Source organism: Caproiciproducens puteiluti, assembly GCF_052442865.1.
GTDB lineage: Bacteria > Bacillota > Clostridia > Oscillospirales > Acutalibacteraceae > Caproiciproducens.
The window spans coordinates 562,193-586,477 of record NZ_CP194790.1 but is presented as its reverse complement, the minus strand read 5'-3'; the positions used below and the strand labels follow the sequence as shown (position 1 = coordinate 586,477).

18 protein-coding genes, 5 tRNA genes and 3 rRNA genes are annotated in these 24,285 nt (G+C 52.5%); 6 read left to right on the top strand and 20 right to left on the bottom strand.

All coding sequences use genetic code 11. The annotated features are described in order from the left end of the window. Positions 1–388: 388 nt before the first annotated feature. The 5 genes from ACRQU7_RS02895 (at position 389) to ACRQU7_RS02875 (ending at position 6,360) form a co-directional block, all read left to right on the top strand. Positions 389–1,498, top strand: a complete 1,110-nt coding sequence (locus tag ACRQU7_RS02895) for a hypothetical protein (protein WP_444643537.1) — start codon at positions 389–391, stop codon at positions 1,496–1,498. Between the two features lie 74 nt (positions 1,499–1,572). After that, positions 1,573–2,241 carry an acyltransferase gene (locus tag ACRQU7_RS02890; protein WP_444643535.1) on the top strand — a complete coding sequence of 223 codons (669 nt, stop codon included), beginning with the start codon at positions 1,573–1,575 and terminating at the stop codon, positions 2,239–2,241. A gap of 77 nt (positions 2,242–2,318) precedes the next feature. Then, positions 2,319–3,173 carry a pyridoxamine kinase gene (locus ACRQU7_RS02885; protein WP_141827074.1) on the top strand — a complete coding sequence of 285 codons (855 nt, stop codon included), beginning with the start codon at positions 2,319–2,321 and terminating at the stop codon, positions 3,171–3,173. 125 nt (positions 3,174–3,298) lie between these two features. Beyond that, complete coding sequence (locus ACRQU7_RS02880; protein ID WP_444643533.1) at positions 3,299–4,975, top strand: FtsW/RodA/SpoVE family cell cycle protein; 1,677 nt, start codon at positions 3,299–3,301, stop codon at positions 4,973–4,975. Next, the gene (locus tag ACRQU7_RS02875) at positions 4,975–6,360 is read left to right on the top strand and encodes a penicillin-binding transpeptidase domain-containing protein (protein ID WP_444643531.1); all 1,386 of its coding nucleotides are present in this window, start codon (positions 4,975–4,977) and stop codon (positions 6,358–6,360) included. Before ACRQU7_RS02880 ends, ACRQU7_RS02875 begins: the two co-directional genes overlap by 1 nt. A gap of 23 nt (positions 6,361–6,383) precedes the next feature. Here the strand turns inward: ACRQU7_RS02875 and ACRQU7_RS02870 are convergent, their stop codons facing one another. From ACRQU7_RS02870 to ACRQU7_RS02855, 4 genes are all read right to left on the bottom strand, one after another. Further along, positions 6,384–7,220, bottom strand: a complete 837-nt coding sequence (locus ACRQU7_RS02870) for an FUSC family protein (RefSeq protein WP_141827072.1) — start codon at positions 7,218–7,220, stop codon at positions 6,384–6,386. Between the two features lie 3 nt (positions 7,221–7,223). After that, positions 7,224–7,898: an HAD family hydrolase gene (locus ACRQU7_RS02865; protein WP_444643528.1), complete on the bottom strand. Its 675-nt coding sequence runs from the start codon at positions 7,896–7,898 to the stop codon at positions 7,224–7,226. A 164-nt stretch (positions 7,899–8,062) separates the two neighbouring features. Continuing rightward, on the bottom strand, positions 8,063–8,500 hold the full coding sequence (locus ACRQU7_RS02860; protein ID WP_243122564.1) for a hypothetical protein: 438 nt from the start codon (positions 8,498–8,500) through the stop codon (positions 8,063–8,065). A gap of 271 nt (positions 8,501–8,771) precedes the next feature. After that, positions 8,772–9,515, bottom strand: coding sequence for a M23 family metallopeptidase (locus ACRQU7_RS02855; protein WP_141827069.1), 744 nt, complete (start codon positions 9,513–9,515; stop codon positions 8,772–8,774). A 338-nt stretch (positions 9,516–9,853) separates the two neighbouring features. Here ACRQU7_RS02855 and lexA point away from each other — a divergent pair, with 338 nt between their 5' ends. Beyond that, positions 9,854–10,435 (top strand): transcriptional repressor LexA, encoded by a 582-nt coding sequence (gene lexA, locus ACRQU7_RS02850; protein ID WP_444643525.1) that lies wholly within the window; start codon positions 9,854–9,856, stop codon positions 10,433–10,435. A gap of 81 nt (positions 10,436–10,516) precedes the next feature. On the opposite strand, the gene ACRQU7_RS02845 is transcribed toward lexA, so the two are convergent. From ACRQU7_RS02845 to ACRQU7_RS02770, 16 genes are all read right to left on the bottom strand, one after another. Then, positions 10,517–11,287 carry a GNAT family N-acetyltransferase gene (locus ACRQU7_RS02845; protein ID WP_444643523.1) on the bottom strand — a complete coding sequence of 257 codons (771 nt, stop codon included), beginning with the start codon at positions 11,285–11,287 and terminating at the stop codon, positions 10,517–10,519. Continuing rightward, positions 11,262–11,876: a cyclase family protein gene (locus ACRQU7_RS02840; RefSeq protein WP_444643521.1), complete on the bottom strand. Its 615-nt coding sequence runs from the start codon at positions 11,874–11,876 to the stop codon at positions 11,262–11,264. The genes ACRQU7_RS02845 and ACRQU7_RS02840 overlap by 26 nt, the downstream gene beginning before the upstream one ends. 16 nt (positions 11,877–11,892) lie before the next feature. After that, positions 11,893–12,582, bottom strand: a complete 690-nt coding sequence (locus tag ACRQU7_RS02835) for a 5'-methylthioadenosine/adenosylhomocysteine nucleosidase (RefSeq protein ID WP_444643519.1) — start codon at positions 12,580–12,582, stop codon at positions 11,893–11,895. A gap of 69 nt (positions 12,583–12,651) precedes the next feature. Next, positions 12,652–13,269 (bottom strand): HAD family hydrolase, encoded by a 618-nt coding sequence (locus ACRQU7_RS02830; protein WP_444643517.1) that lies wholly within the window; start codon positions 13,267–13,269, stop codon positions 12,652–12,654. Positions 13,270–13,918: 649 nt separating this feature from the next. Next, positions 13,919–13,994: transfer RNA gene (locus ACRQU7_RS02825), tRNA-Asn, on the bottom strand. A 7-nt stretch (positions 13,995–14,001) separates the two neighbouring features. Next, positions 14,002–14,118 (bottom strand): 5S ribosomal RNA (gene rrf, locus ACRQU7_RS02820). A gap of 219 nt (positions 14,119–14,337) precedes the next feature. After that, a tRNA-Glu gene (locus ACRQU7_RS02815) sits at positions 14,338–14,412 on the bottom strand. Between the two features lie 61 nt (positions 14,413–14,473). Beyond that, a tRNA-Lys gene (locus ACRQU7_RS02810) sits at positions 14,474–14,549 on the bottom strand. 132 nt (positions 14,550–14,681) lie between these two features. Continuing rightward, a 23S ribosomal RNA gene (locus ACRQU7_RS02805) occupies positions 14,682–17,513 on the bottom strand. Positions 17,514–17,846: 333 nt separating this feature from the next. Further along, positions 17,847–17,923 (bottom strand) — tRNA-Ile (locus ACRQU7_RS02800). Between the two features lie 128 nt (positions 17,924–18,051). Next, positions 18,052–18,127: transfer RNA gene (locus tag ACRQU7_RS02795), tRNA-Ala, on the bottom strand. Positions 18,128–18,379: 252 nt separating this feature from the next. Beyond that, positions 18,380–19,941, bottom strand: a 16S ribosomal RNA gene (locus ACRQU7_RS02790). The 16S, 23S and 5S rRNA genes sit together here with 5 tRNA genes alongside, the layout of an rRNA operon. 174 nt (positions 19,942–20,115) lie before the next feature. After that, entirely contained in the window at positions 20,116–20,298 is a 183-nt protein-coding gene (locus ACRQU7_RS02785) for a hypothetical protein (protein WP_444643515.1), read from the bottom strand. 23 nt (positions 20,299–20,321) lie between these two features. Beyond that, a complete protein-coding gene (gene folP / locus ACRQU7_RS02780) occupies positions 20,322–21,137 on the bottom strand; it encodes a dihydropteroate synthase (RefSeq protein ID WP_444643513.1) in 816 nt (271 codons plus the stop codon). A gap of 70 nt (positions 21,138–21,207) precedes the next feature. Next, entirely contained in the window at positions 21,208–22,584 is a 1,377-nt protein-coding gene (locus ACRQU7_RS02775; RefSeq protein ID WP_444643511.1) for a transglutaminase domain-containing protein, read from the bottom strand. Positions 22,585–22,704: 120 nt separating this feature from the next. Continuing rightward, positions 22,705–24,234 carry a transglutaminase domain-containing protein gene (locus ACRQU7_RS02770; protein ID WP_444643509.1) on the bottom strand — a complete coding sequence of 510 codons (1,530 nt, stop codon included), beginning with the start codon at positions 24,232–24,234 and terminating at the stop codon, positions 22,705–22,707. Between the last annotated feature and the right edge of the window lie 51 nt (positions 24,235–24,285).

Here is a 24,285-nt window from a genome sequence, read left to right as displayed (position 1 = left end):
CATAAAAATTCCGCATGATGCTTTTTCGATAATTAACGAAAATTTATCGTCAATAATAACTAAATTGCACCAACAAAAAACTACGTTTTATACAATAAAGAGATTCTTGACAAATCGATTGTGAAGTGATTGACACTTGGAAACACGGGTACTATAATAAAATCACGGAACTAAGAAATGGGACCGTATCCGATCTGATTACAAGACTGTGGCAAAGATTTGTCACGACCTTTTCAATACAACTCCTCCCCAAAAACAGGAACCGGTGCACGCCGGTTCCTGTTTTATTTTTATACGGATTCGTTGAAAAAATTTCACATTATTCCTCCCCTTCTTCCATATTTTGTATAATGCTGTTATGAAATTAAATGTCGAGGAGTGTAGAAATATGGGAGACCGCCGAAAAAAACGTCTTATGCTCTGCATCATATGCGTGTGCGCCGCGGCTCTGATGCCGATGATCGCCGCCCTGTCCTGCTACGCGGAGGATTATCCCGACATCAGTACAATCGATTCCGACCTGTATTATCCGGACAACCAGCGGTTTTTCCGCAGGCCGGAAACAGGCTTCGTATTGATCAGCTCCTACGCCTCCTCCACCCGTGCCGCGCTCCTTGACAGCAACGGGGACCTTGATTACAGCTCTGTTCGGGTACCGACCACTATTAAATTCGTATATGAAGCCGCCTGTCTGTCCGGAAATTACCTGTATCTTGCCGGAATGTCCCCCAGTGTCGCGAACTGCGCGGTAATCGGGCGTCTTGATTTAAACAACGGCAAATGTATTGTCAACAATATTCTGAATGTCAGCTGTGACTTTTCACGGGATTTCAGCGCGGACGCGCAGGGAAGGGTAACGCTTGTCACTGTCCCCTGCGGTGAGCAGCCGGACGCAGGCACGCCGGCGTCCTTCTTTCTGTTTAACGGCCGTAACGATGAAACCATCACCGCCGAGCCCCCCGACCCGGAATCCAGCTCTCCTTCTTCCGAAGCGCCGGACTCTTCGGCGCCGCAATCCGGCGCCCCGGACCCCGTCAGCTCTTCGCCGTCCTCCTCCCCTTCCGATGAAATTCCCGTCAGCCTCCCGCCCGTCATGGAAAATTACGATTTCCCCGGCCCGGTAACGCTGGAAGCCCTTCAAAGCGAGATAGCCGAAATCAATCCGGACCAGAGTCTTCGCGTTTTTACGGCGGACAAAAAAGAAATAAAAAGTGGAAATATCGGCACGGGCCAGACCATCGTCACCATGCAGGGCGACAAAACGGCCGGCGCCTACATCGCGGTCATCCCCGGCGATCTGGACGGCTCCGGGACCGTGACGGACTACGACTGCCGCCTGCTGTACGAATACTTTACCCAAACGGGCGCGGGGGATACGCCGTCCCTCTCCGGGCCGTATCTGGAAGCGGCAAAGATCAGCGACGGAAGCGGCGCGGACAGAAGCGGGCGCAGCCTGCAGACCGGCGACCTGCTGAAAATAAAAAAGCTCATAAAATGACCTTCTATGATTGACCTGGCGGTGAAATGAAAATATAATGGATTTATTAAACAGAAACGAAGGAGCATTTTAGAATGACTGACAAAGTATCCATTCATTGTCTGTATGATCTGACCCACACCGCCGCGGCCCCGCTGCTTAGCAAACTGACTTACCCCTGGGAAGCGCTTCCGGAAATCAGCGAGTTTATCTTAAAGCTGGGACCGACGCTTCCGGCTGAGGAATACGATCGGCGCGGCGAGAACGTATGGATTGCGAAAACCGCAAGGGTATTTGATTCCGCCTATATCAACGGACCAGCGATTATCGGGCCGAACACCGAGGTGAGGCAGTGCGCGTTTATCCGCGGCAGCGCCCTTGTGGGCGCCGGATGCGTCGTGGGCAACTCCACGGAGCTGAAAAACGTCATCCTGTTCGACAGCGTTCAGGTTCCCCACTACAACTATGTGGGCGACTCCATTCTCGGCTACAAATCCCACATGGGCGCGGGCTCCATTACCTCCAACATCAAATCGGACAAAACGCTCGTGGTCATCAGCGCGGACGGCGACCGCATCGAAACCGGGCTGAAAAAGATCGGCGCGATGCTGGGCGACCGCGTGGAAGTCGGCTGCAACTCCGTCCTGAACCCCGGCACCGTCGTGGGTAAGGACAGCACCGTCTACCCGCTTTCCATGGTGCGCGGCTTCATTCCCGCAAGGAGCATTTACAAGCATGCGGGCGAGGTTGCCAATAAAATTTAATGCTGTGATTTTCTGCGGCTTTACATTTTTCACCCCGGATTTCCATATGATTAATGTAATACTTGTGAGGTGATCGAATGAACAAACAAAAAAGAATCGCAGCGATTCACGATATCTCCGGATTCGGGAAATGTTCCCTTACGGTTGCACTTCCTATTCTTTCCGCCGCGGGAATCGAAGTCTGCCCCGTCCCGACCGCCGTGCTTTCCTCCCATACGGGGGATCTGGAGGGTTTTACCTACCGCGACCTGACGGACGATATGCCCGGGTTCAAAAAGCAGTGGGAACAGCTTGGCCTGAGCTTTGAGGCGCTTTACAGCGGCTTTTTGGGATCGTATGAACAGATTTCGATCGTATCGGATTTTTTCGATACTTTCAAAACGGAGAATACCTTTATTATGGTTGATCCCGTGATGGCGGACGGCGGCGAGCTGTACCGGACCATTACCCCCAAAATGGCCGAGGGAATGGTGAACCTGTGCAGAAAGGCCGACCTGATCGTGCCGAATTTCACGGAAGCGGCGTTTCTGCTGGGCGAAAAGTACCGCGAAGGCCCCTACACGCGCGATTACGTTGAAAACCTGCTGCGGCGTCTGAGCGGACTGGGCCCGCGTCAGGTCGTCATCACCGGGGTCTGGTTCAGCCCGGACCTTCTGGGCGCGGCGGGGTACAACCGGAACACGGACGCGGTCAGCTACGCGTTCTCGCAAAAGATCAGGGGAAATTACTACGGTACGGGGGATATCTTTGCCAGCGCGCTTTTGTCCGGGCTTCTGAACGGCATGGAGCTGGATATCGCCCTGCAGACTGCGGTCGACTTTACCGCCGGATGCATCCGGCGCACAAGGGAAGCCGGAACCGACCCGCGGTACGGCGTCCACTTTGAAGCGGGGCTTCTGAAATTCATGCGGGAACTGGGGATAACGGAATAACTGAGAAACGGCGGAGGGAACGGTGTGTTCCCTCCGTTTACTTTGCCGGTAAATAATTGTATAATAGAAAAGGAAATACTATCCTCAGGCGGATATTTCCCCGCCAACCGGAAGGAGGCGTTTTTTTGGCGCTGAACAATCCTGTTATTCAAAACATCATCAATTTGGTGCTATATATTTTCAGAATCCTTGTACCGCTGATTTCCATACTCGTGATCAGCAAATGCTTTACGTCCATGAAACGCGGGCGCAGGAAAGAAGACCCCGTTGTGATTCTGGAGGACATGGTATCCCACGAAGTCATCCCCGTGCTGTACTGGGAAAATTCGCTCGGGCGCAGCAAAAGCTGCGACATTGTTCTGCACGACCCCACCGTCAGCCGCGACCACGCGGTGCTGATGCGCCGGGAAAGCGGCTGGATCGTCACCGACACCGGCTCGAAATCCGGCACCTTTGTCAACGGCACAAAGGTGAAGGACCGGATGCAGATCCTGCCGGGTGATTCCATCGCCATGGGCTCCACCGCGCTGATGCTGAAGCGGACAAGCGATATCAAAAACAGCAAGCAGACGAAGCGTAAGGTACGGCACGCCGCGTCCCCCGCCGGGCTGCTGACCGCCACAACCCTGATCCAGTTGCTCCTGTGCGTACAGGCGTGCTTCGGGGGCGGGAAATTCAGTTACCTGCCCGCTGTGCCGTTCGGCGCGATCTTCGCAATGGAATGGCTGCTGTACCTGTTTTCCATGAAGGGGCTGGGGCACGTCAGCTTCGAGCTGGAAACCATCGCGTTTCTGCTGAGCGGAATCGGCATCCTTTTGATCTCCGGCACCGGCGTGAAAAACACCTATGTGCAGCTCGGCGCGCTCTTCGGGGGCGTCCTTCTGTTCTGCATCATGATCTGGTTCCTCAGCGATCTTGACCGGGTGATGCGCTGGCGTCTGGCAATCGGGATCTTTGCCGTCCTGCTTTTTGCCGCCAACCTTGTGCTGGCCCGCGAACACAACGGCGCCCGCAACTGGATCAGCCTGGGCCCCGTCAGCGTACAGCCGTCGGAGTTTATTAAAATCGCCTTTATCTTTGTCGGCACCTCCACGCTGGACAGGCTGCAGACGGCAAAGAACCTGACGGGATTTATCGGGTTTTCCGCCGTATGCATGGGCGCGCTGTTCCTGATGCGCGATTTCGGCACCGCCTGTGTCTTTTTCGTGACCTTTCTCATTATTGCCTTTATGCGTTCCGGAAGCGTGCGCACTATCGCGCTGATCTGCGCGGTCGCGGTGTTCGGCGCTTTCCTGATCTTAAAATTCAAGCCCTATGTCGCGCAGCGGTTCGAGGCATGGCGGCACGTCTGGGAGCATGTGAACGAATCCGGCTACCAGCAGACGCGCGTGCTGAGCTACTCCGCGAGCGGCGGACTGTTCGGGCTGGGGATCGGGAACGGCTCGCTGAAAAGCGTGTTCGCTTCCACCAGCGACCTGGTGTTCGGCATGGTCTGTGAGGAGCTGGGCCTGCTGCTGGCAATTGTGATTGTGCTGACGCTTGCGTTTCTGATGTTCTACGCCCGTTCGGACGTTACGCGCAGCCGTTCCACCTTCTATTCCATATCGTCGTGCGCGGCGGGCGGCATGCTTCTGTTCCAGACCTGCCTGAACGTCTTCGGCGCGACGGACGTACTTCCCATGACCGGCGTCACCCTGCCCTTTATCAGTCTGGGCGGCTCCAGTATGGTGGCGGTCTGGGGACTGCTCGCCTTCATCAAGGCGAGCGACGAGCGCACCTACGCGGCAAGGAGGAAAAGCTGATGAAAACGACAGGCTCCCGTTCCTTAATCCTGTATATCCTGGGCATGGCGTTCTTGTTCGGCCTCGGCGTATTTTTGTACGGGTTCGCCACGGAGGGCGGCAGCTGGGCCATGCAGCCGTTCAACAAGCATCTGACGACCGGCGGCCAGCTCGCCAACAGCGGAAAAATCCTTGACCGGAACAACGTCGTGCTTGCCAAAAGCGAAAACGGCAAGCGGGTATACAACAGCGACGAAACCGTCCGCCGCGCGATGCTGCACACCGTAGGCGACAGCAACGGCTATATTTCCACCGGAATCCAGTACAACTACCGTTCCGAGCTTTCGGGGTACAATCCCATCACCGGACTGGCTTCCCCCACGGGGAAAAGCGGGGGCAGCGACATTAAGCTGACGCTGGACAGCGCGCTGTGCAAGCTCGCGCTTCAAAAGCTGGGCAGCAGCAGCGGCGCGGTCGTCCTTTACAACTACAAGACCGGCGAAATGCTCTGTTCGGTCAGCACGCCGAATTTCGACCCCTCCAATCCCCCAAAGGACCTGAATACGGACAAAACGGGAAAATACAACGGGGTCTATCTTGACCGCGTGCTCTCCTCCACCTATACCCCCGGCTCGATCTTCAAGGTGGTGACTTCCGCCGCCGCGATTGAAAACATTCCCGATCTGGACAGCCGCACCTGGGAATGCAACGGCAGCATTACCATTAACGGCAATAAAATCACCGATGTCGCTTCCTACGGCACCCTCAGCTTTAAAAACGCGCTGGCGAAATCCTCCAACGTGGCGTTCGCACAGATCGCCGTTGAGCTTGGCGCGGACAAAATGACCGAGATGGCAAACTCCATGGGCTTTAACCGCAGCTTCGACCTGGACGGCATCTCCACCAGCAAAAGCGTTTATAAGGTGGACGGCGCCGCGGCCAATGAGCTGGGCTGGTCGGGCGTAGGGCAATACACCGACCTGACCAATCCCTTCCACATGATGGTGATGATGGGCGCGATTGCCAACGACGGCGTACCGGTCAAGCCTTATCTTATCAGCGGCATTACGGCTCCGTTCGGCCTGACCGTCCGCAGCGGGCATACCTGGACGGGGGACCGGCTTCTGAAAGCCGCCACCGCGGAAAAGCTGAAAGAATATATGCGCTACAACGTTTCAAGCTATTACGGCGACGGCCTGTTCCCCGGCCTTGCCGTCTGCGCCAAAACCGGCACGGCGGAGGTGGGCGGCGGGAAAAAACCGAACGGCTGGATGGTCGGCTTTTCCTCGAACGAGAAAACGCCGCTTGCGTTCGCGGTCGTAGTGGAAAATTCCAGAAGCGGCATCAGTTCCGCCGGGCAGATCGCTTCCGCCCTGATGTCCGCCGCAGCCAAAACAATCAAATAAGCAAAAAAAATGACCTTCACAGGTCATTTTTTATTGGCTTCCTCCGTTTCGGAAAGCGCGTGTTCGTAAAGCTTTTGCATCCTGTCCATATGGTAGCGGTAAACAATCTCCGTTTCACCGCCGGGTTTTACGGAATCTTCCGTCAGCTCCATCACTTCCAGCGCCTTCAGCTCGTCCAGTATCATCTCATAAGTGGAGATTTTGCAGGAAATGCCGAAAACCTCGTCGTCGTTCCAGCGCAGGAATTTTGCCTGAGCAATGTACATTTTGACATTGTAGCTCAGCTTCTGGATCGCGCTGTCCACCGCAAAGGTATCGATCTGCCAGAACGAGGCGGCGCTCTCCATCGCCTGGTCCACCTGACTGCGCAGATGGACAAAGGATTTCTTGATTTCTTCGGCGTAGTTGGGCGGCATAATCACCAGATTGACAAGAATGGCGATCACAATGCCGATCGCGCTGCCCGCAATACAGGAAAGGGCGGTGCCGATGCGGAACATCATGGCAGCGAACACAAAGCAGGACAGGGTGGCCGCGCCATACAGCTTAAACAGATGGCAGAGATACAGCGTAAGGATAATCCCCACTCCGCACAGCCCGGCGTTCCCGGGCGAGAGCATGACAAAGCCATAGCCGACCGCCGCGCCGATCAGCACGCCGATCAGCTTGTTCTTCCCCATTTTGATGGAAGCATCGATGGATTTTCCCATCGTCATGACGGCGGCAATGACCGCGAAAAAGGGCTCGTCCAGCTTTAAAAGGGCGGAAATCACCACACAAAGGGTAACGGCGATCCCCGTTTTTACCACCCGGAAGCCAAGCCGGTTCTCGGTCTTAAGAAGGTTTAACAGCCACTTCATCAATCACCTCATGCAGCCAGCAACAATCTCATAAATTTGTTCCGGTCTCTCTACGATATATTTCGCATTGTTTTCTCTCAGTTCCTTCTCGGACCGGAACCCCCAAAGGACACCCGCCGTATCCATTCCCGCGGCAGCGCCGGTTTTCATATCCGTGTTTGTATCCCCGATGTAGAGGATGTCCTCCGGGCTGACGGCAAGCCCGTCCGCAATGAGCAGCGCGCCCTCCGGGGAAGGCTTGCGGGCCACCTCCGGCCGCTGTCCGTAGCACAGGTCAAAGGTTCCCTGCGGGAACAGCGCGTCGATAATCGCCGTGGTGCAGTTGTGCGGCTTATTGGAAAGCACCGCCATGCGGATTCCCTTCGCTTTCAGTTTTTTCAGCGTATCCTGCACCCCGCTGTAATTCGTGACAAGACAAGTAGGATCGTTTTCATACAGTTCATCGTAAATCTGCCTCATTGTGCGGACGTCGTCTTCCGTATATCCCTGCGCGCCCGGCGCAGTGTCAAGCATGGCGTGCATCAGCCTGTCCGTTCCGTTCCCGACGAGATACTTGTATTTTTCCACCTCAATCGGCCTGTATCCGCACCGCTCCATCGCGGTGTTGGCAAAATTGGCAATGGAAGCGAGCGTATTGGCCAGCGTTCCGTCCAAATCAAAAATACATGCCTTATACAAACAATCACCCTGCAATTCAAAATAACAAATGTATTTATAATAATAAACATTTTTGTAACAATTTGCAAGTCCTTTCTGCCCCTTACAGCCGTTCAGTACCGAAACAAGGGCGGCAAACATAGAAAAAGGGCGCCGGAGTGTAATCCCCGGCGCCCGGCTATGTACTAATTCTGGACTGCCAGTTTAACAGTCTGCTGTTTTTTTCCCGATGGACAAATATTATAAATCGTTCCGTCTTTTGCCACCATTGAGATCGGAATTTTGGGCAAAAGCTTGTGGATCATTTCTACAAATCCGTTGACCGGTGCCTCCGCCATTCCCGTTACAACATGGATCGCACCGATTTGTTTTACAAACCCTACCGCGATCAAGGCCGCTTCGTCGTTAAAATAAACGGTCATTTCCGCCTGTGCGTCACGCGCCGTCTGACGCAGATATTCGAGCTCTTCACAGCTGGTCTCAAATCCCGCAGAGGTTGGTTGCACGCAGAGTACCTGTAAAGAAGAGGAACTCTCTTCGGCAATTTTTTTGCCGGCCCGAATCAGTCTGTCACAGTCACGCTGACCCGTAACGCATACGAGGGTTGTGTTCCTGTCTTTCAATACTGTGCCTCCCTTCCGAATTACGTATTTTCCAACCATACTCAGTATAGTTTGATTTTCTTGCCGTTGTGGTAACAGAAAGTGTATAAATCATTAACAAAGTGTTAAATAAAAATTCGACATTTTTTGTAGGATCCACCACTTTCGGTCTTATTATAGCACAGAAAGCCGGATTTCACAAATAAAAAAACGGAGATCACAAAAAAGCTGCAGAACCATTCATTCTGCAGCTGTGATTTTGCCCCTAATCGTTTACAGTGTCGGGGGCGAGTTATTTAATAATGGAAAGCGGGTCGATATATTTTCCACCCTTTTTCATTGATAAATGCAGATGAGATGCGTCGGCGCTTTCACACGGAACCGTTCCGACCGTTCCGACCTGCTGACCCTGTTTGACGGCCGCTCCCTTTTTGACGCTCGCCGCTGCCAAACCGCAGTAATAGGTTTCGTAATCTCCGTGCTGAATCACAGCCGTCAGCCCGTAAAGGTCGTCCGTATAGACATTCTTTACCGTGCCGTTCGCGACCGCCTTGACGGCGGTTCCTTCCTTAGCGGAAAAGTCGGTGCCGTTGTGCACACGCCAGTCCTTCATCGTATTTGAGAAAATGGGATTTTCTCCGCTGAATTTCAGCGTGACGTTTTTCTCGACCGGGCTGGCAAAGGTCAGAACGCTGGCTGCGGTCTGCTTGGCCGGTACGGCGGACGACGGCGGAGCAGACGGCGCCTGGGACGGAGCCTTAGACGGCTCTTCCTTTGCCGGTTCCGACTGGGCGGGCTCTTCTGCGGAAGAAGTTTCGTCTCCCGTATAGACCTTGATTCCGCTTACCGTTTCATTCGTATGCTGCACCTGTGCGCTGCTTGTCGCCCCTTCGTCGGGAGAAGCATAGTTGACCACGCTGTCGTAAGTGGTCCAAGCCGCAACACCAACCGCAATCAGGCACACGCCAAGCGCGATATAAAATCCCTTGGAGTTATTCTTTTGTGATTTGTTGTTTAGCAGATGTAAATTACTCATTCGTGCCACCTCCGAATATATTTTGGCCATAAATCAAACGTTATATTCGGGGGATAACATTTTTATCATAAAAATAAAAAAAGAAAAAAGACCTAATCCATTTCGACCAGGTCCTTTTTCATTAGCTTGAGGGGTATATTGAGGAGGGTAGAACATGTATCAAGTAATGGTGCGGCTCCATATCCTTGATTACGTCTATATTATATCGCATGGCGGGATTCAGTTGTTACATAGCTATGAATATCTTATGAATTTTTAATATTCCAAACATTTGTTTGATTTTTTTCAAAAATGTGCTATAATATTTGCAGAAGCCAAATACACGGGAGGGCTGCGGAATGTTAACCAAAAGCCAGCAAAAAGTATATGACTATTTAAAAAGCCGGGCCGAAAACGGGCTTCCGCCCACTGTGCGCGAAATCTGCAGCGCAACCGGGCTGAAGTCGACCTCCAGCGTACACGCTCACCTGAAAACGTTGGAACGCGCCGGGTATATCAGCCGTGACGCGGGCCTGAACCGCGCAATTCACCTTGCGGGGGAACAAAGCACCATACAGGTCCCCATCGTGGGAAAGGTCGCCGCCGGCCAGCCGATTCTGGCTGTCGAAGAGGTGGAGGGCTATGTCCCCTTCTCACCCGCCCGTCACAGCGATGAAGAATATTTTGCGCTGAATGTCCGAGGGGAAAGCATGAAGGACTCCGGGATTCTGAACGGCGATATTGTCGTCGCTCTGAAAACGCCGACCGCGCTCGACGGGGAAATCGTGGTTGCCCTGATCGAAGACGAGGCTACGGTGAAGCGTCTGTTCCGCGAAAAGGACAGGATCCGCCTTCAGCCGGAAAATCCGGATTACCAGCCGATCTACACGAAAGACGTTTTGATCCTCGGGAAAGTCGTCGCGGTGTTCCGGTATTATTAAATTTGATACGGTCAAAGGCGGGAAATTTTTACAATTTCCCGCCTTTGCTATTTGCGAACGAAAATTTTAAACAAAAAACCGTCAATCTATAATATCCACACAATTGTCCGTCCGCTTTACTCTGAACCAATAGTGGTAAAGCACATGGAAGCCTAATTTCTGATACAGGCTGATAGCCTTGTGATTTTCACAACTCACCTGTAAATATGCTTCCATTCCATTCGCAGCTTTACCGGCCTGTAAAATAGTCCTGCAAATACGCGTACCGAATCCCAATCGGCGATGGTTTTCATCCACCCGTATATCATACAATCCGATAGAACCGCCGTCGAGGACGCCCAAACCGCATCCAACCACCCTTTTATCTTGCCTAACCTTTACGCAAACAGTCCTGCCCGCAATCTTCCTTAAAATCTTTTTTTGGATGTTCTGCATGGCCTTATGGTGTATATCAGAAAAACAGACAGCCGCATTCAGCCATTCCTCATCTATTTTTTCTGATACCTCCACACCGTTCAAGCAATGTGCGTCAGAGTCCGGTGGTATCGCAGCGCTCATAAGGTCCACGCTTTTCGCTATGGAGAAACCTCGTTGTTCCAAGATTCCGTCCAAATCCCGTGTGTTTTCCGTCATTTTAAAGACCGCCGGCAAGCCTTTTGCAGCATATTTTTGTTCGCATAGCTTGATTTTATTTTCCAGATTGATTTCCGACGGATAAAGAGGGCAAATACAGTTCGCCCGATAACTAAACCCATCCGAAAAGCGTAAAACCCAACCGTCAAACAGTTCCGTCTGTAAAGCTGGAAAAGCATTAACAGTCAGTTCTTCAAATTTCCGAATCTGTGGATTCATAAAAACAATCGCCTTCATTCTCAAGCAGGACGGCCCTTACCGGAGAAGCCTCCGCTCCGCCCAGGCGGAGCGGCAGGGCGATCAGCCGGTAGTCGCCGGGCTCCGCCGCGGAGAGGTCCAGCCCCTCCAGAACCAGTACGCCCGCCCCCAGCAGCTCTTTGTGCGCGGGAAAGGAGTCGTCCTCTTCCGTTTCGATGCTGAGCGCATCCGTTCCCACGAGGGTAACGCCTGCGGCCGTCAGCGCGAAGGCGGCGCTTTGGGACAGGAATGCCTGCCCCTTGAACAGAATCATTTTCTGAGCATGCGGCACGATATTGTCAATATCGGAGCCGGTAATGATACCGCTTGCCTCTGCAACGGTACAGGGGCCTGTCAGCCGCGCCAAATCGAGCTGGTCGACCGTCTCGCCGTCCTCAATGAAATGGCGCGGTGCGTCAACGTGGGTGGCGCTGTGGCATCCCGTGTAAAAACCTGAAAGATTGCAGACGTCCCCCAGCTCCATCCGGCGCACGGGGTCCCGGTAAGGCTCCGGATCCCCCGGATAAACCGGTGCGGAAAAAAGCTCACGCGACACGTCGATGATCTTCATGTCTTACACCTCTTTTTCAGATGGAGGGTAATATTTTTGTGATAAGCTCCGCGGTTTTATGCGCGGAGGAAATAGCAAAAGCGGCAAAATCGATATTGGCCGCCTCATTGGCATTATCCGAGATGGCGCGGATGACCACGAAATCCACATGGTTTATGTAGCATACCTGCGCGATGCTCCCGCCTTCCATTTCGCACGCGGAAGCTTGAAAGTCCCGGGCGATTTCCCGCAGCTTTTCCCCGCTGCTGATAAACTGGTCCCCGGTGGCGATCACCCCGACATGCACGCCCTGACCGTAAATCTGCTTCGCGGTGGAAACCACCAGATCAACCAGCCTTGCGCTGGCGGGAACGGTGACGATATTCAGTCCGCTGATCAGGCCCTTTTCATCCCCAATAGCGGTGGTATCCATGTCGTGCTGCACCAGCCCGCTTGATACGACGATATCGCCGATATGGATGTTTGCGCCGATACCGCCCGCAACGCCGACATTGATAACCGCGCTGGGATGATAATTCAAAATCATGGTCTGCGTGCAGACCGCCGCCGCAACTTTTCCAACGCCGCATTTGGCAACAACACAGTCGATATTCTCTATTCTCCCGATATAGTAAACCACCGAACTGACTGTCTGCGTACTTTTATCCGTCATGACCGCGATTAAATTTTCCACTTCTACCGACATTGCCCCGATGATTCCAATCATACCCGCACCTCAACGCTTTCCTTAAACTTTAAGCCATACTGCATAGGGAATCTGTTCCCTTCATTTTTCTTATAAAGATAATACATCTTCCGGCTTCTCCAGGGCATATTCCGGAGAAATGCCCTCCGGAGCGCGGCAGCCCCACAAAGCCAAAGCAAAGTCCACACCCGCCCCGTGCGCGCATCTGCAGTCATAAGCGGAGTCCCCGATATACAGCACATTTTCCTTACTCGCACCGGACAGCTCCATATATCTGAGCATCGGCGCCGGATCGGGCTTGTGTCCGGATGAATCCTCCGCACAGAGAATGTGTTCAAAATAATGATCCAGCCCGAAAGAAGAAACAACCGTCGCGTACTCTTCCCTCGTCCGGGACGTAATAATGCCCATTTGAATCCCATTTTTTTTCAGCTGTAAAAGCGTTGAAGGGATTTCTTTGAATGGTTTTATGGAATAGGAAAACTCCAGTTCATATTCTCCCCATATGCGGAAAGCCTCTTCGAGCGGCTCAACCTTCATTCTGGCCAACGTGTCATGCCCTGGGATTCCAAGGGAAAACCGAAGCTCTTCCAGCGGATACATTTTCCCCTGTATGGTAAAAAGCATCTTCTGAAAGGATAAAAGCACCGCGTCCTCACTGTCAAGCAGCGTTCCGTCAACATCAAAAACGATATGAGTATATTTCATCAACCATAATACCTTTCTAAAATCATTTGATAGGTTCCAATCGCTTCCATGATTGTCACTACAGCAGAAATGTTTTTTCTGTTCTTTTTATCCTCATTATAGGGAAGCAGACCGGGTCTGTCAAGTTTTGTAAAGGCAGTATGATGATTTATAGTTAGCCTGAAAAGGCCGTCTTAACAGCAATTTTATTTCAGTTTGCAAGACAAAATAGGTTTCTCCCCCGCCTTCGACGGGGGAGAAACGCGAACATGTTGCGGAATCAACTGGAAATGCTGTTAAGATGTCTTTTAATTGTCGGCAAAGTTCTTTGACTTTCAGAATTTTTAAAAATTCCTTTGGAACTGCTGCACGGATTTTCCACAAAACCCCTTCCATCTGTTGAAAATGGAGCGGACTACAAATAGAAAAGCAATTCGCAGAATATGACTGCTCTTTCCTTCAAGAAGCCGCCCTCCTGGTTACGTTGCCATAAAAAATAGAAAATCACCCGTCTTGCGACAGGTGATTCCTTCGTCTCTCCAGGTTATGCTCGCCCCTTGATCCAAGGTCCAAAACAATCCGGCCTGCATTTTCCGACGCCCTGATTGAATCTTTCAGGATATACGGGTAAAACACAAAGACCACCAATCCTGCGACTGATGGTCTTCTCTGGCTCCCCAAGTTGGACTCGAACCAACGACCCTGCGGTTAACAGCCGCATGCTCTACCGGCTGAGCTATTGAGGAATATTTGTGTTGGCACCTTCCTATTGTCCCGGGCCGTTACCAGCCAAGTATCTTCGGCACCAGTGAGCTTAACTTCCGTGTTCGGGATGGGAACGGGTGGACCCTCACCGTCATCAGTACCAACTAAACTTATTGAATTGTAATTCTCCGACTCGGCGGAAACAAAAACGAATTGCTGCAGAACAGAAAATGGTGACCCGTGGGAGGACTTTGCAGTCGGCATATGCCTGCGACGATTACCTCAGACAGCCACTTCGAATCTCTGTCTTTGCTTTCCTGTGGAAGACCGGAGTTCGATTCTCCGACTCGGCGGAAACAAAACTGAATGCCATAGAACAGAAAATGGTGACCCGTGGGAGAATCGAACTCCCGTTATCGGCGTGAGAGGCCGGTGTCTTAACCGCTTGACCAACGGGCCATATCTTTCATACAGTCAGATGCAGAGGCCAGAGGCTCCAGCCCCCGTTCCGACTTCTTAATGGTGCACCATCAGGGACTCGAACCCGGGACACCCTGATTAAGAGTCAGGTGCTCTACCAACTGAGCTAATGGTGCATATGGCAGGTTGAGCCTGCACGCTCCGGATTTTCATCCGCTGCTCTTTGCATTTCACAGGTACATTTGTACACTGAAAACTGAATAAAGGGAAGGAAGCAGAAGTGAGAAATGAGGGTTGCCAAGAAAAATATGGTCAAGCCCTCGGCCTATTAGTACTGCCAAGCTGAATACGTTACCGTACTTACACACGCAGCCTATCAACCTTGTAGTCTTCAAGGGGCCTTACTAGCTTACGCTATGGGATATCTAATCTTGGAGTCGGCTTCACGCTTAGATGCTTTCAGCGTTTATCCGATCCGCACATAGTTGCCCAGCTGTGCCATTGGCATGACAACTGGTGCGCCAGCGGTGCGTCCATCCCGGTCCTCTCGTACTAAGGACAGCTCTCCTCAAATATCCTGCGCCCACGACAGATAGGGACCGAACTGTCTCACGACGTTCTGAACCCAGCTCGCGTACCACTTTAATCGGCGAACAGCCGAACCCTTGGGACCGAATACAGCCCCAGGATGTGATGAGCCGACATCGAGGTGCCAAACCTCCCCGTCGATGTGGACTCTTGGGGGAGATCAGCCTGTTATCCCCAGGGTAGCTTTTATCCGTTGAGCGACGGCAATTCCACTCTCATACCGCCGGATCACTAACTCCAACTTTCGTTACTGCTCGGGCCGTCACCCTCGCAGTTAGGCCAGCTTACGCGTTTACACTCAAAGGCACGGTTTCCGTCCGTGCTGAGCTGACCTTTGAGCGCCTCCGTTACTCTTTTGGAGGCGACCGCCCCAGTCAAACTGCCCGTCTAACAATGTCCCCCGGCCGGATTCACGGCCGCAGGTTAGAATTTCAGCAACTTAAGAGTGGTATCCCAACAGCGACTCCACAAAGGCTGGCGCCCTTGCTTCGCAGTCTCCCACCTATCCTGTACATAAATTACCGAAACCCAATATTAAACTGCAGTAAAGCTCCATGGGGTCTTTCCGTCTTGTCGCGGGTAACCGGCATCTTCACCGGTACTACAATTTCGCCGGGCGGGTAATTGAGACAGTGCCCAGATCGTTACACCATTCGTGCGGGTCGGAACTTACCCGACAAGGAATTTCGCTACCTTAGGACCGTTATAGTTACGGCCGCCGTTTACTGGGGCTTCAATTCAATGCTTGCACATCTCCTCTTAACCTTCCAGCACCGGGCAGGTGTCAGCCCCTATACTTCATCTTGCGATTTGGCAGAGACCTGTGTTTTTGCTAAACAGTCGCCTGGGCCTATTCTCTGCGGCCACATTGCTGTGGCACCCCTTTTCCCTAAGTTACGGGGTCAATTTGCCGAGTTCCTTAACTACCCTTCTCCCGTTGGCCTTGGAATTCTCTTCCTATCTACCTGTGTCGGTTTGCGGTACGGGCGCCGAAGATATACATAAGACTTTTCTCGCCCTGCGCTAAGCATACTTCCCTACTCTAATTTCGGTCCCTTACGCCCGGGTCAACCATCGCCCGGGTTATGCCCTTTGCAGGTGTCCTCTTACTTAAATCTTTTGGCGGCTACGGAATTTCCACCGTATGTGCATCGGCTACGCCTCTCGGCCTCACCTTAGCTCCCGGCTTACTTGGAGCGGACGAACCTTCCTCCAAAAACCTTAGACTTTCGGCCAATATGATTCTCACACATTTCTCGCTACTCATTCCGGCATTCTCACTTGAATAAAGTCCACCAGCGCTTCCGCTCTGACTTCACCCCTTATTCAACGCTCTCCTACCATTCCTTACGGAATCCCAAGCTTCGGTATATGATTTAGCCCCGTTAAATTTTCGGCGCAGGGTCACTCGACCAGTGAGCTATTACGCACTCTTTTAATGAGTGGCTGCTTCTAAGCCAACATCCTGGTTGTCTGTGCAACCCCACATCCTTTTCCACTTAACCATATTTTGGGACCTTAGCTGTGGGTCTGGGCTGTTTCCCTTTTGACAACGAAACTTATCTCACGCTGTCTGACTCCCGTACATCAATTATCCGGCATTCTGAGTTTGATAGGTTTCAGTAGCCTTTCGGCCCCTAGACCATTCAGTGCTTTACCTCCGGTAATCTAATACGAGGCTAGCCCTAAAGCTATTTCGGAGAGAACCAGCTATCTCCGGGTTCGATTGGAATTTCTCCGCTACCCACACCTCATCCGCTACTATTTCAACAGGAGTCGGTTCGGTCCTCCATGGGGTTTTACCCCCACTTCAACCTGGACATGGGTAGGTCACCCGGTTTCGGGTCGAATACAACTGACTTCATACGCCCTGTTCAGACTCGGTTTCCCTGCGGCTCCATCCCTTAAGGACTTAACCTTGCCAGTTACATTCACTCGCCGGACCATTCTACAAAAGGTACCCGATCACCCTTTGACGGGCTCTCGGTGCTTGTAAGCACAAGGTTTCAGGTTCTTTTTCACTCCCCTTCCGGGGTCCTTTTCACCTTTCCTTCACAGTACTGTTCACTATCGGTCACTGGGTAGTATTTAGGCTTGGAGGGTGGTCCCCCCATATTCCCACCGGGTTTCACGTGTCCGGCGGTACTCTGGATACAGCTAGGCGCTTTCCTTTTTCGCATACGTGACTCTCACACTGTTTCGTTGGCCTTCCCATGCCATTCTGCTAAATTCCTGCGTCCACATTGCTGTCCGAACCCCGGGAGTATTGCTACCCCCGGTTTGGCCTCTTCCGCGTTCGCTCGCCACTACTAGCGGAATCTCATTTGATGTCTTTTCCTCGCCCTACTTAGATGTTTCAGTTCAGGCGGTTCCCCTCATACACCTATGAATTCAGTGTATGATAACTGGACATGACTCCAGTTGGATTGCTCCATTCGGATATCTATGGATCAATGCCCACTTACGGCTCCCCATAGCTTTTCGCAGTTAGTCGCGTCCTTCATCGGCTCCCAGTGCCAAGGCATTCCCCTTGCGCTCTTTGTAGCTTGACCATGTGTTTTTTCTTGGTTCTTCTTTAAAAATTTGAAATTGTAGATTTTAAATCTAAAAATAACAAGTTATTTCTCGCTTAATATCTGCTTCTTCTTTATTCAGTTTTCAATGTACACGGCCGCAGGCCGTTTCATCGCGGGACAGCTCCCAGATCAAAAGACCCGTTCTGTCGCGGATTCTACCTTCTGCCGACCTTTTCCACACGATACCCTTTCCTCCACAGAAGTGAATTCAAACTACCGTATGTATTTTTGAGGACTTCCTCCGTTACGCGGGCACTCCGCTTCCTCTTTCAAGTTTGCTTTGTGCGCGGCAAAAACGGACTGTGTCCGTGGTGGGCTTAAGTGGACTCGAACCACCGACCTCACGCTTATCAGGCGTGCGCTCTAACCGGCTGAGCTATAAGCCCATATTCCGGCGTTCAGGTTGTCACCCTTAGCCACATTTTGTTTTGGCTCGTCTTCGCTTCTTTCCGCGTGCACTCATTTCACGTTTCCGTCAAATCTTACCCGCGAATTGTCTGCGGCGACTCGCCGCTGGTGGAGATTAACGGGATCGAACCGTTGACCTCCTGCTTGCAAAGCAGGCGCTCTCCCAGCTGAGCTAAACCCCCATATAAAGGTAGCTTCACTCAGGTGTTCTACCCTTGTTTCCACTTCTCTGAAAGCTCTCTTGCAGTTCTGTGCCGGGAGCCGGTTGTTACCGTCCCGCCACACCGGGGCAATTTCCTGCTGCATTCCTGCGGCGGGCCATTGTCACCGGGCACTGCCCGGGGCCTTCAAAATTAAACAACGATTCGAATTTCGTCTTCCGTAACCGACCTAGGATGTTAGACCAGCCTATTCAGCTGCTCATGTCTCCATAGAAAGGAGGTGATCCAGCCGCACCTTCCGATACGGCTACCTTGTTACGACTTCACCCCAGTCGCCAATCCTACCTTCGGCAGCGCCTCCCTTGCGGTTAGGCTACTGACTTCGGGTATTACCGGCTCCCATGGTGTGACGGGCGGTGTGTACAAGGCCCGGGAACGTATTCACCGCGGCATGATGATCCGCGATTACTAGCAATTCCAACTTCACGCAGGCGGGTTGCAGCCTGCGATCCGAACTGAGACTGTTTTTTAGGTTTTGCTCCACCTCGCGGTCTTGCTTCCCTTTGTTAACAGCCATTGTAGTACGTGTGTAGCCCAGGTCATAAAGGGCATGATGATTTGACGTCGTCCCCACCTTCCTCCGTTTTGTCAACGGCAGTCTGATTAGAGTGCTCTTGCGTAGCAACTAATCACAGGGGTTGCGCTCGTTGCGGGACTTAACCCAACATCTCACGACACGAGCTGACGACAACCATGCACCACCTGTCTCAACTTTCCCCGAAGGGCACCTGATGCATCTCTGCTTCGTTAGTTGGATGTCAAGACCTGGTAAGGTTCTTCGCGTTGCTTCGAATTAAACCACATACTCCACTGCTTGTGCGGGCCCCCGTCAATTCCTTTGAGTTTCAACCTTGCGGCCGTACTCCCCAGGTGGATTACTTATTGTGTTAACTCCGGCACGGAAGGGGTCAGACCCCCCACACCTAGTAATCATCGTTTACGGCATGGACTACCAGGGTATCTAATCCTGTTTGCTACCCATGCTTTCGTGCCTCAGCGTCAGTTAAAGCCCAGTAAGCCGCCTTCGCCACTGGTGTTCCTCCCGATCTCTACGCATTTCACCGCTACACCGGGAATTCCGCCTACCTCTACTTCACTCAAGCTCCACAGTTTCAAACGCAGTCTATGGGTTAAGCCCATATATTTCACGCCTGACTTGCAGAGCCGCCTACGCACCCTTTACACCCAGTAAATCCGGACAACGCTTGCTCCCTACGTATTACCGCGGCTGCTGGCACGTAGTTAGCCGGAGCTTCCTCCTTGGCTACCGTCATTTGTTTCGTCACCAAGGACAGAGGTTTACAATCCGAAAACCGTCTTCCCTCACGCGGCGTTGCTGCATCAGAGTTTCCTCCATTGTGCAATATCCCCCACTGCTGCCTCCCGTAGGAGTCTGGGCCGTGTCTCAGTCCCAATGTGGCCGTTCAACCTCTCAGTCCGGCTACCGATCGTCGCCTTGGTGGGCCTTTATCTCACCAACTAGCTAATCGGACGCGAGTCCATCTTTCAGCGGATTGCTCCTTTGATATTCAGACCATGCAGCCCAAATATGTCATGCGGTATTAGCGTCCGTTTCCAGACGTTATCCCCCTCTGAAAGGCAGGTTACTCACGCGTTACTCACCCGTCCGCCACTAAATTAAGCTCAACACCCACCACTCGGTAAGGCGTCTCCACCAAACTAAGTGTTCGGTGTTAAACTTAATTCCGTTCGACTTGCATGTGTTAGGCACGCCGCCAGCGTTCGTCCTGAGCCAGGATCAAACTCTCTAAAATATTGTATATAATCGCCCGAAGGCGTTTATATCGTAATACTCAGAGTTTTTGAAGAGCTCTAAATACGATACACTAACGTGTATTTTCGTTGTCTTTTAAAGTGACAACCAACTTCGTCCGAAAGTACATTCTATACTCTCAAGTTCATTACGGGTTCCTTAATTCTATCGTTGTTTAATTTTCAAGGTCCTGGTCGAAAACTCCGCTTCCGCTCTGTGTTTGTGCCGCTTCAGTTTCGTTTTCGTTTTTTGCGTCTTTCGTAAGGCGCTTGACTATAATACCAAATACATCCCTGTAAGTCAACCCTTTTTCTGAAGTTTTTTTAACTTTTTTTAAAAAGGGTTCTCCCCAGCCCATTTTGCCTTATAATCCGACGCCTTTCAGCCGCGGGCCCGCCGAATCGCAAACGCGATTTTCGCGGCCTGCACCGCCTGTGCGACATCGTGGGCGCGAACCATATCCGCACCGTCCGCCACGGCGATACCGTGGGCGGCCAGCGTTCCGGCAAGGCGCTGCTCGTAGGGCGGGCTGCCGCACTCGGCGCCGATCACCCGCTTGCGCGAAGCCGCGATCAGCAGAGCGCAGCCGTCCACATGAAGCCGGCCCGCGTTTCCCAGCAGACGCAGATCCTGCTCCTGAGTCTTTCCAAAGCCGATACCGGGATCAAAGCAGACGCGCTCTTTGCAAATACCCGCATTTGTTAGGATATCCAATTTTTCCATAAAATATTGATTGACATCCTGAATAATCTCTTCTTTTGTTTCGCGGTGATGCATGACAATACAGCCGCAGTCGGAACGCGCCGCCGCCGCGACCATTTCCGCGTTATCGAAGCCGTTCAGATCCCTGAGAACGGACACCCCGTATTTCAGTACCTCCGCCGCCACCTGCGGATAGAACGTATCCACGGAAAGAGGCACGGCAAGACGGCCGTTCAGCTGCATCAGCACCGGCAGAAGCCTTTCCAGCTCTTCCGCCGGAGAAAGCACCGTGCTGCCCGCGCGTGCGGACTGCGCCCCGATATCAATGATATCGGCGCCCTGCTCCTGCATTTCCAGCGCCCGGCCCGCCGCTTTTTCGGGTGTGAGGAAGCGGCTCCGGTCGGACAGGGAATCCGGCGTAACATTCAATATTCCGATTACATAAGCTTTTTCGCCCAGAGAAAAACGATATTTTCCCGCACAAAACAGATTCATCCGCATATGCCTCCTTTTCCCGCATACCGTAATTCACGGTTCCATTTTCCTACGTTTTTCTTTTCCTTAATTAATGATATTCCAGAATGACCGTCAGCCCGCGGCAATTGTCCGCCTGGACATACTGGATTTTATCCTCGTTGATCCGGCTCCCCGCTTTCAGGGAACGGTTTGCCGTTTGAATATAATGAAAAAGCTGATACTTCGGCGCGCCGATCATCTGCGCCACCGTATTCTCATAATTTAATTTCTCATCAATGTAAAATTCGACCGTACGGCTTTTGGATTTTGCCGCTGCGGCGACCGCAGCCGCGGCCTTTTTGTTGTTTTCGGAAGCAAACCCGCTGACAGGGATTCCCCTGGCCCGGAAATAGTTCGCCTTCATGGAGGTGCAGGCGGGCAGGGACAGGTTGTAATCGGCGGAAGAGCCGTCCTCGTTTTTTACTTTTTCCCCTTTTAACAGAAGAATATTCTCGCTGATGCTGTGGTCCGCACGGATGATACTGTCCGATACATTAAAATAATGATAATTCAGAAGGTCGCTGTCGCCCCAGGTGGGATCGAGATGATACCAGTCGCCGTCAATGCTGATGACGTTCCACATGTGCGGCTCGCCGTTCCCCTCTCCGCTGACCGTACGGCAGTCAATCCCGCAGTAAGAGGCCAGCAGCTGCATGACCCGTGCATAACCCTCGCAGACCGCCGTGCCGTCGACCAGCGCGCCGGTCACCTCGTGGGCGGCCAAGCGGGTCTGATCGGTCACCGCGGCGTTGTCGTAAGTACACCTTTTTGCGATCGCCTGAAAAAGATAGAGCTCCCGGTCCAGCTCGCTCAGCCCTTTGGGCATCCCGCCGATGACCGAAGCAACCTCCGCGTTCAGCTTTTTGACCAGTTCGCTGCACTTTGAGGGAGGCAGATACGCGAACAGCTGTACCGAGGTGCTTCCGAACTGATAGGTATAAGAATACTGGTTGGTAAGCCAGAAAATCTGCGGATTGTCACATCGCAGGGCAAGCACCGCCGCACGGATCTGCCTTTCGGAAAGCTCCGCATTTTTCACCGTCGCCTCATCGGCGGGATAATATCCGTCCTCGTTTGCCTCCTGCTCGATGGCATATGCCGATTTCAGAAGTCCCTGATAAAGCGCGCGGCTGCCGCTGTCCGTCAGGCTGTCCAGCCCCGCCGTCTGGTGAAAAATGGGATAATTCGCGGACGCGGGCGCAGCGTCCTGTAAAACGGAAGAAGCCTTTTTATCCGAATTTTCCGTATCCCCGGCGCCCCCATCCGGCTCTCTGGAAGCGGAAGCCTCCAGAGCGTTCTGTAAAAAGCCCGTAAACGGATCGCCCCATGCAAGCCCCAGCCTGTCGTGATACAGGACCAAAAATCCGAACATCCCGATCAAGCCGGTCAAAAGCAGCGTCATGACTGCGGTCAGAAATTTTTTCATGGGCTCCTCCGGACGTTGGTAGAATTAGTATGATTATTATAGCACGCCCAAAAATAAAATCAATTGACAAATAAAGGGCCCGCAAGACAACCTTGCGGACCCTCTGCCCTTTGTGCTTTTTTATTTATATTTCAGGAAAAGGGTAATGCCCCGGTTCACTTTATCGCCGAGATACTGCAAATTATCCGTGTCAATCCGGCTCCCGGCCGCCTGTTTGCTGTTCACCGCATTGACGCACTTCAGAAGCTCATACGGCGAACTGGTCGTCATCCCGGCCATCACGGTTTCAAAGTCAACGCTTTCATCAATATAAAAGGAAACGGACGAACTCTTCGACTGTACGGCAGAAGTCAGCGCGGCTGTCACGGTACTGTCCTCCAAGCTGCTGCTCACCTTCGCGGCCTTCGCCCTGAAATAGTTGGCGGCGGTCGCGGTGCAGACCGGAACAGTCAGGTTGCATTTTGCGGCTTCGCCGCCCACCGTACCGTCGATCTGGTCGTCCGTCAGGGTGGACGCACTCGGGAAAATGGTACGGCTCTGGGCGATCGCAGTATCGTTCAGGTTGAAATAGTTATATACTTCCGTATCGCTGTCGCCCCACGTCGTATCCAGATGATACCAGCTGCCGTCTATTTTGATGACGTTCCACATGTGGTTGACCCCGCTGCTCTGTCCGCTCAGCAGCATGCACTGCAGGCCGGCATAGCTGGAAAGAAGCTGCATAGCTCTGGAATATCCTTCACAGACCGCGGTTCCGTCAATCAGCACGCCGTAGGAGGAAAACGCCTGCCAGATGCTGGAGTCGGAGACGGCGGCATTATTATAGGTACAGTTCTGCGCTATATAATGAAAAAGGTACAATTCACGGTCAAGCTCGCTTAACCCCGCCGGCATTGCGCTGATGACCGCGCTCACTTTCTGGTTCATCTTCTGGATCATCGCGGTGCAGTTGGGTTGTGACACGACGGAATAAAGCTGGATATAGGTGCTGTCATTGGAGTACGCATAGGAATATGCGTTTGCAAGCCAAAAGACCTGGGGATTGTCGTTGAGGAACGCAAGCAGGATCACGCGAAGCTGCGCCTCGGAAAGGCGGCTGCCGGATACGACGATCTTCTGGGTAGGATAGTAGCCCTCGGAAGTGGTTGCGGCCGATATCTTGTAGGCGCTTTCAAAAATCTGTTTATATACGGCGCGGCTGGCGAGGTCGGGCAGGTAATTGTAGCCCTCACGCTGATCCACGTAGGTATAGCCCGATTGGGCTGCAAAGCTTTTGGGTACGCTGAACTGTACGCCGTTGTCCGCCAGCGCGTCGCCGGAAGTCTTTTTGAGCGTCTGTCCGTCCGACGCTGCCTGTGTTTTCGGCGCCGCCGTTGTTGTTTTCTGGCTTTGCTTTGTTTCAGAAGAAGTCTTCGCCCCGGAGGCAGCGGCGGAATCCGTTTTTTTCGCGCTCTGCCCCGAAGTTTCCGCTGAACCCGACGGATTTATCTGGGGAGCGGGATTGTTCGTTACCGCGGAAGATTCCGTGCGTAAGGATGAATCGGGAACGGCGGCTGTTAGTGCACACCCGGCGAGAGGCAACGCCAAAATGACCGCGGCCAGAAACCCAGCGAGGACTGTATGTAAGCGGCTGTGTTTTATAAAATTCATATTTCCAATCCCTTCCAAATAAATCTTTGTGCTTATTATAGCATGTCTTTG

What these genes read in the sequence shown, in the direction of transcription:
- ACRQU7_RS02885 (WP_141827074.1), top strand. Translation starts at nt 2,319, where the DNA reads ATGAACAAACAAAAAAGAATCGCAGCGATTCACGATATCTCCGGATTC.
- ACRQU7_RS02775 (WP_444643511.1), bottom strand. Translation starts at nt 22,584, where the DNA reads ATGAAAAAATTTCTGACCGCAGTCATGACGCTGCTTTTGACCGGCTTG.
- ACRQU7_RS02870 (WP_141827072.1), bottom strand. Translation starts at nt 7,220, where the DNA reads ATGAAGTGGCTGTTAAACCTTCTTAAGACCGAGAACCGGCTTGGCTTC.
- ACRQU7_RS02830 (WP_444643517.1), bottom strand. Translation starts at nt 13,269, where the DNA reads ATGAAATATACTCATATCGTTTTTGATGTTGACGGAACGCTGCTTGAC.
- ACRQU7_RS02855 (WP_141827069.1), bottom strand. Translation starts at nt 9,515, where the DNA reads ATGAGTAATTTACATCTGCTAAACAACAAATCACAAAAGAATAACTCC.
- ACRQU7_RS02835 (WP_444643519.1), bottom strand. Translation starts at nt 12,582, where the DNA reads ATGATTGGAATCATCGGGGCAATGTCGGTAGAAGTGGAAAATTTAATC.
- ACRQU7_RS02895 (WP_444643537.1), top strand. Translation starts at nt 389, where the DNA reads ATGGGAGACCGCCGAAAAAAACGTCTTATGCTCTGCATCATATGCGTG.
- ACRQU7_RS02785 (WP_444643515.1), bottom strand. Translation starts at nt 20,298, where the DNA reads ATGGGCTGGGGAGAACCCTTTTTAAAAAAAGTTAAAAAAACTTCAGAA.
- ACRQU7_RS02840 (WP_444643521.1), bottom strand. Translation starts at nt 11,876, where the DNA reads ATGAAGATCATCGACGTGTCGCGTGAGCTTTTTTCCGCACCGGTTTAT.
- ACRQU7_RS02875 (WP_444643531.1), top strand. Translation starts at nt 4,975, where the DNA reads ATGAAAACGACAGGCTCCCGTTCCTTAATCCTGTATATCCTGGGCATG.
- ACRQU7_RS02770 (WP_444643509.1), bottom strand. Translation starts at nt 24,234, where the DNA reads ATGAATTTTATAAAACACAGCCGCTTACATACAGTCCTCGCTGGGTTT.
- ACRQU7_RS02845 (WP_444643523.1), bottom strand. Translation starts at nt 11,287, where the DNA reads ATGAATCCACAGATTCGGAAATTTGAAGAACTGACTGTTAATGCTTTT.
- folP (WP_444643513.1), bottom strand. Translation starts at nt 21,137, where the DNA reads ATGAATCTGTTTTGTGCGGGAAAATATCGTTTTTCTCTGGGCGAAAAA.
- ACRQU7_RS02890 (WP_444643535.1), top strand. Translation starts at nt 1,573, where the DNA reads ATGACTGACAAAGTATCCATTCATTGTCTGTATGATCTGACCCACACC.
- lexA (WP_444643525.1), top strand. Translation starts at nt 9,854, where the DNA reads ATGTTAACCAAAAGCCAGCAAAAAGTATATGACTATTTAAAAAGCCGG.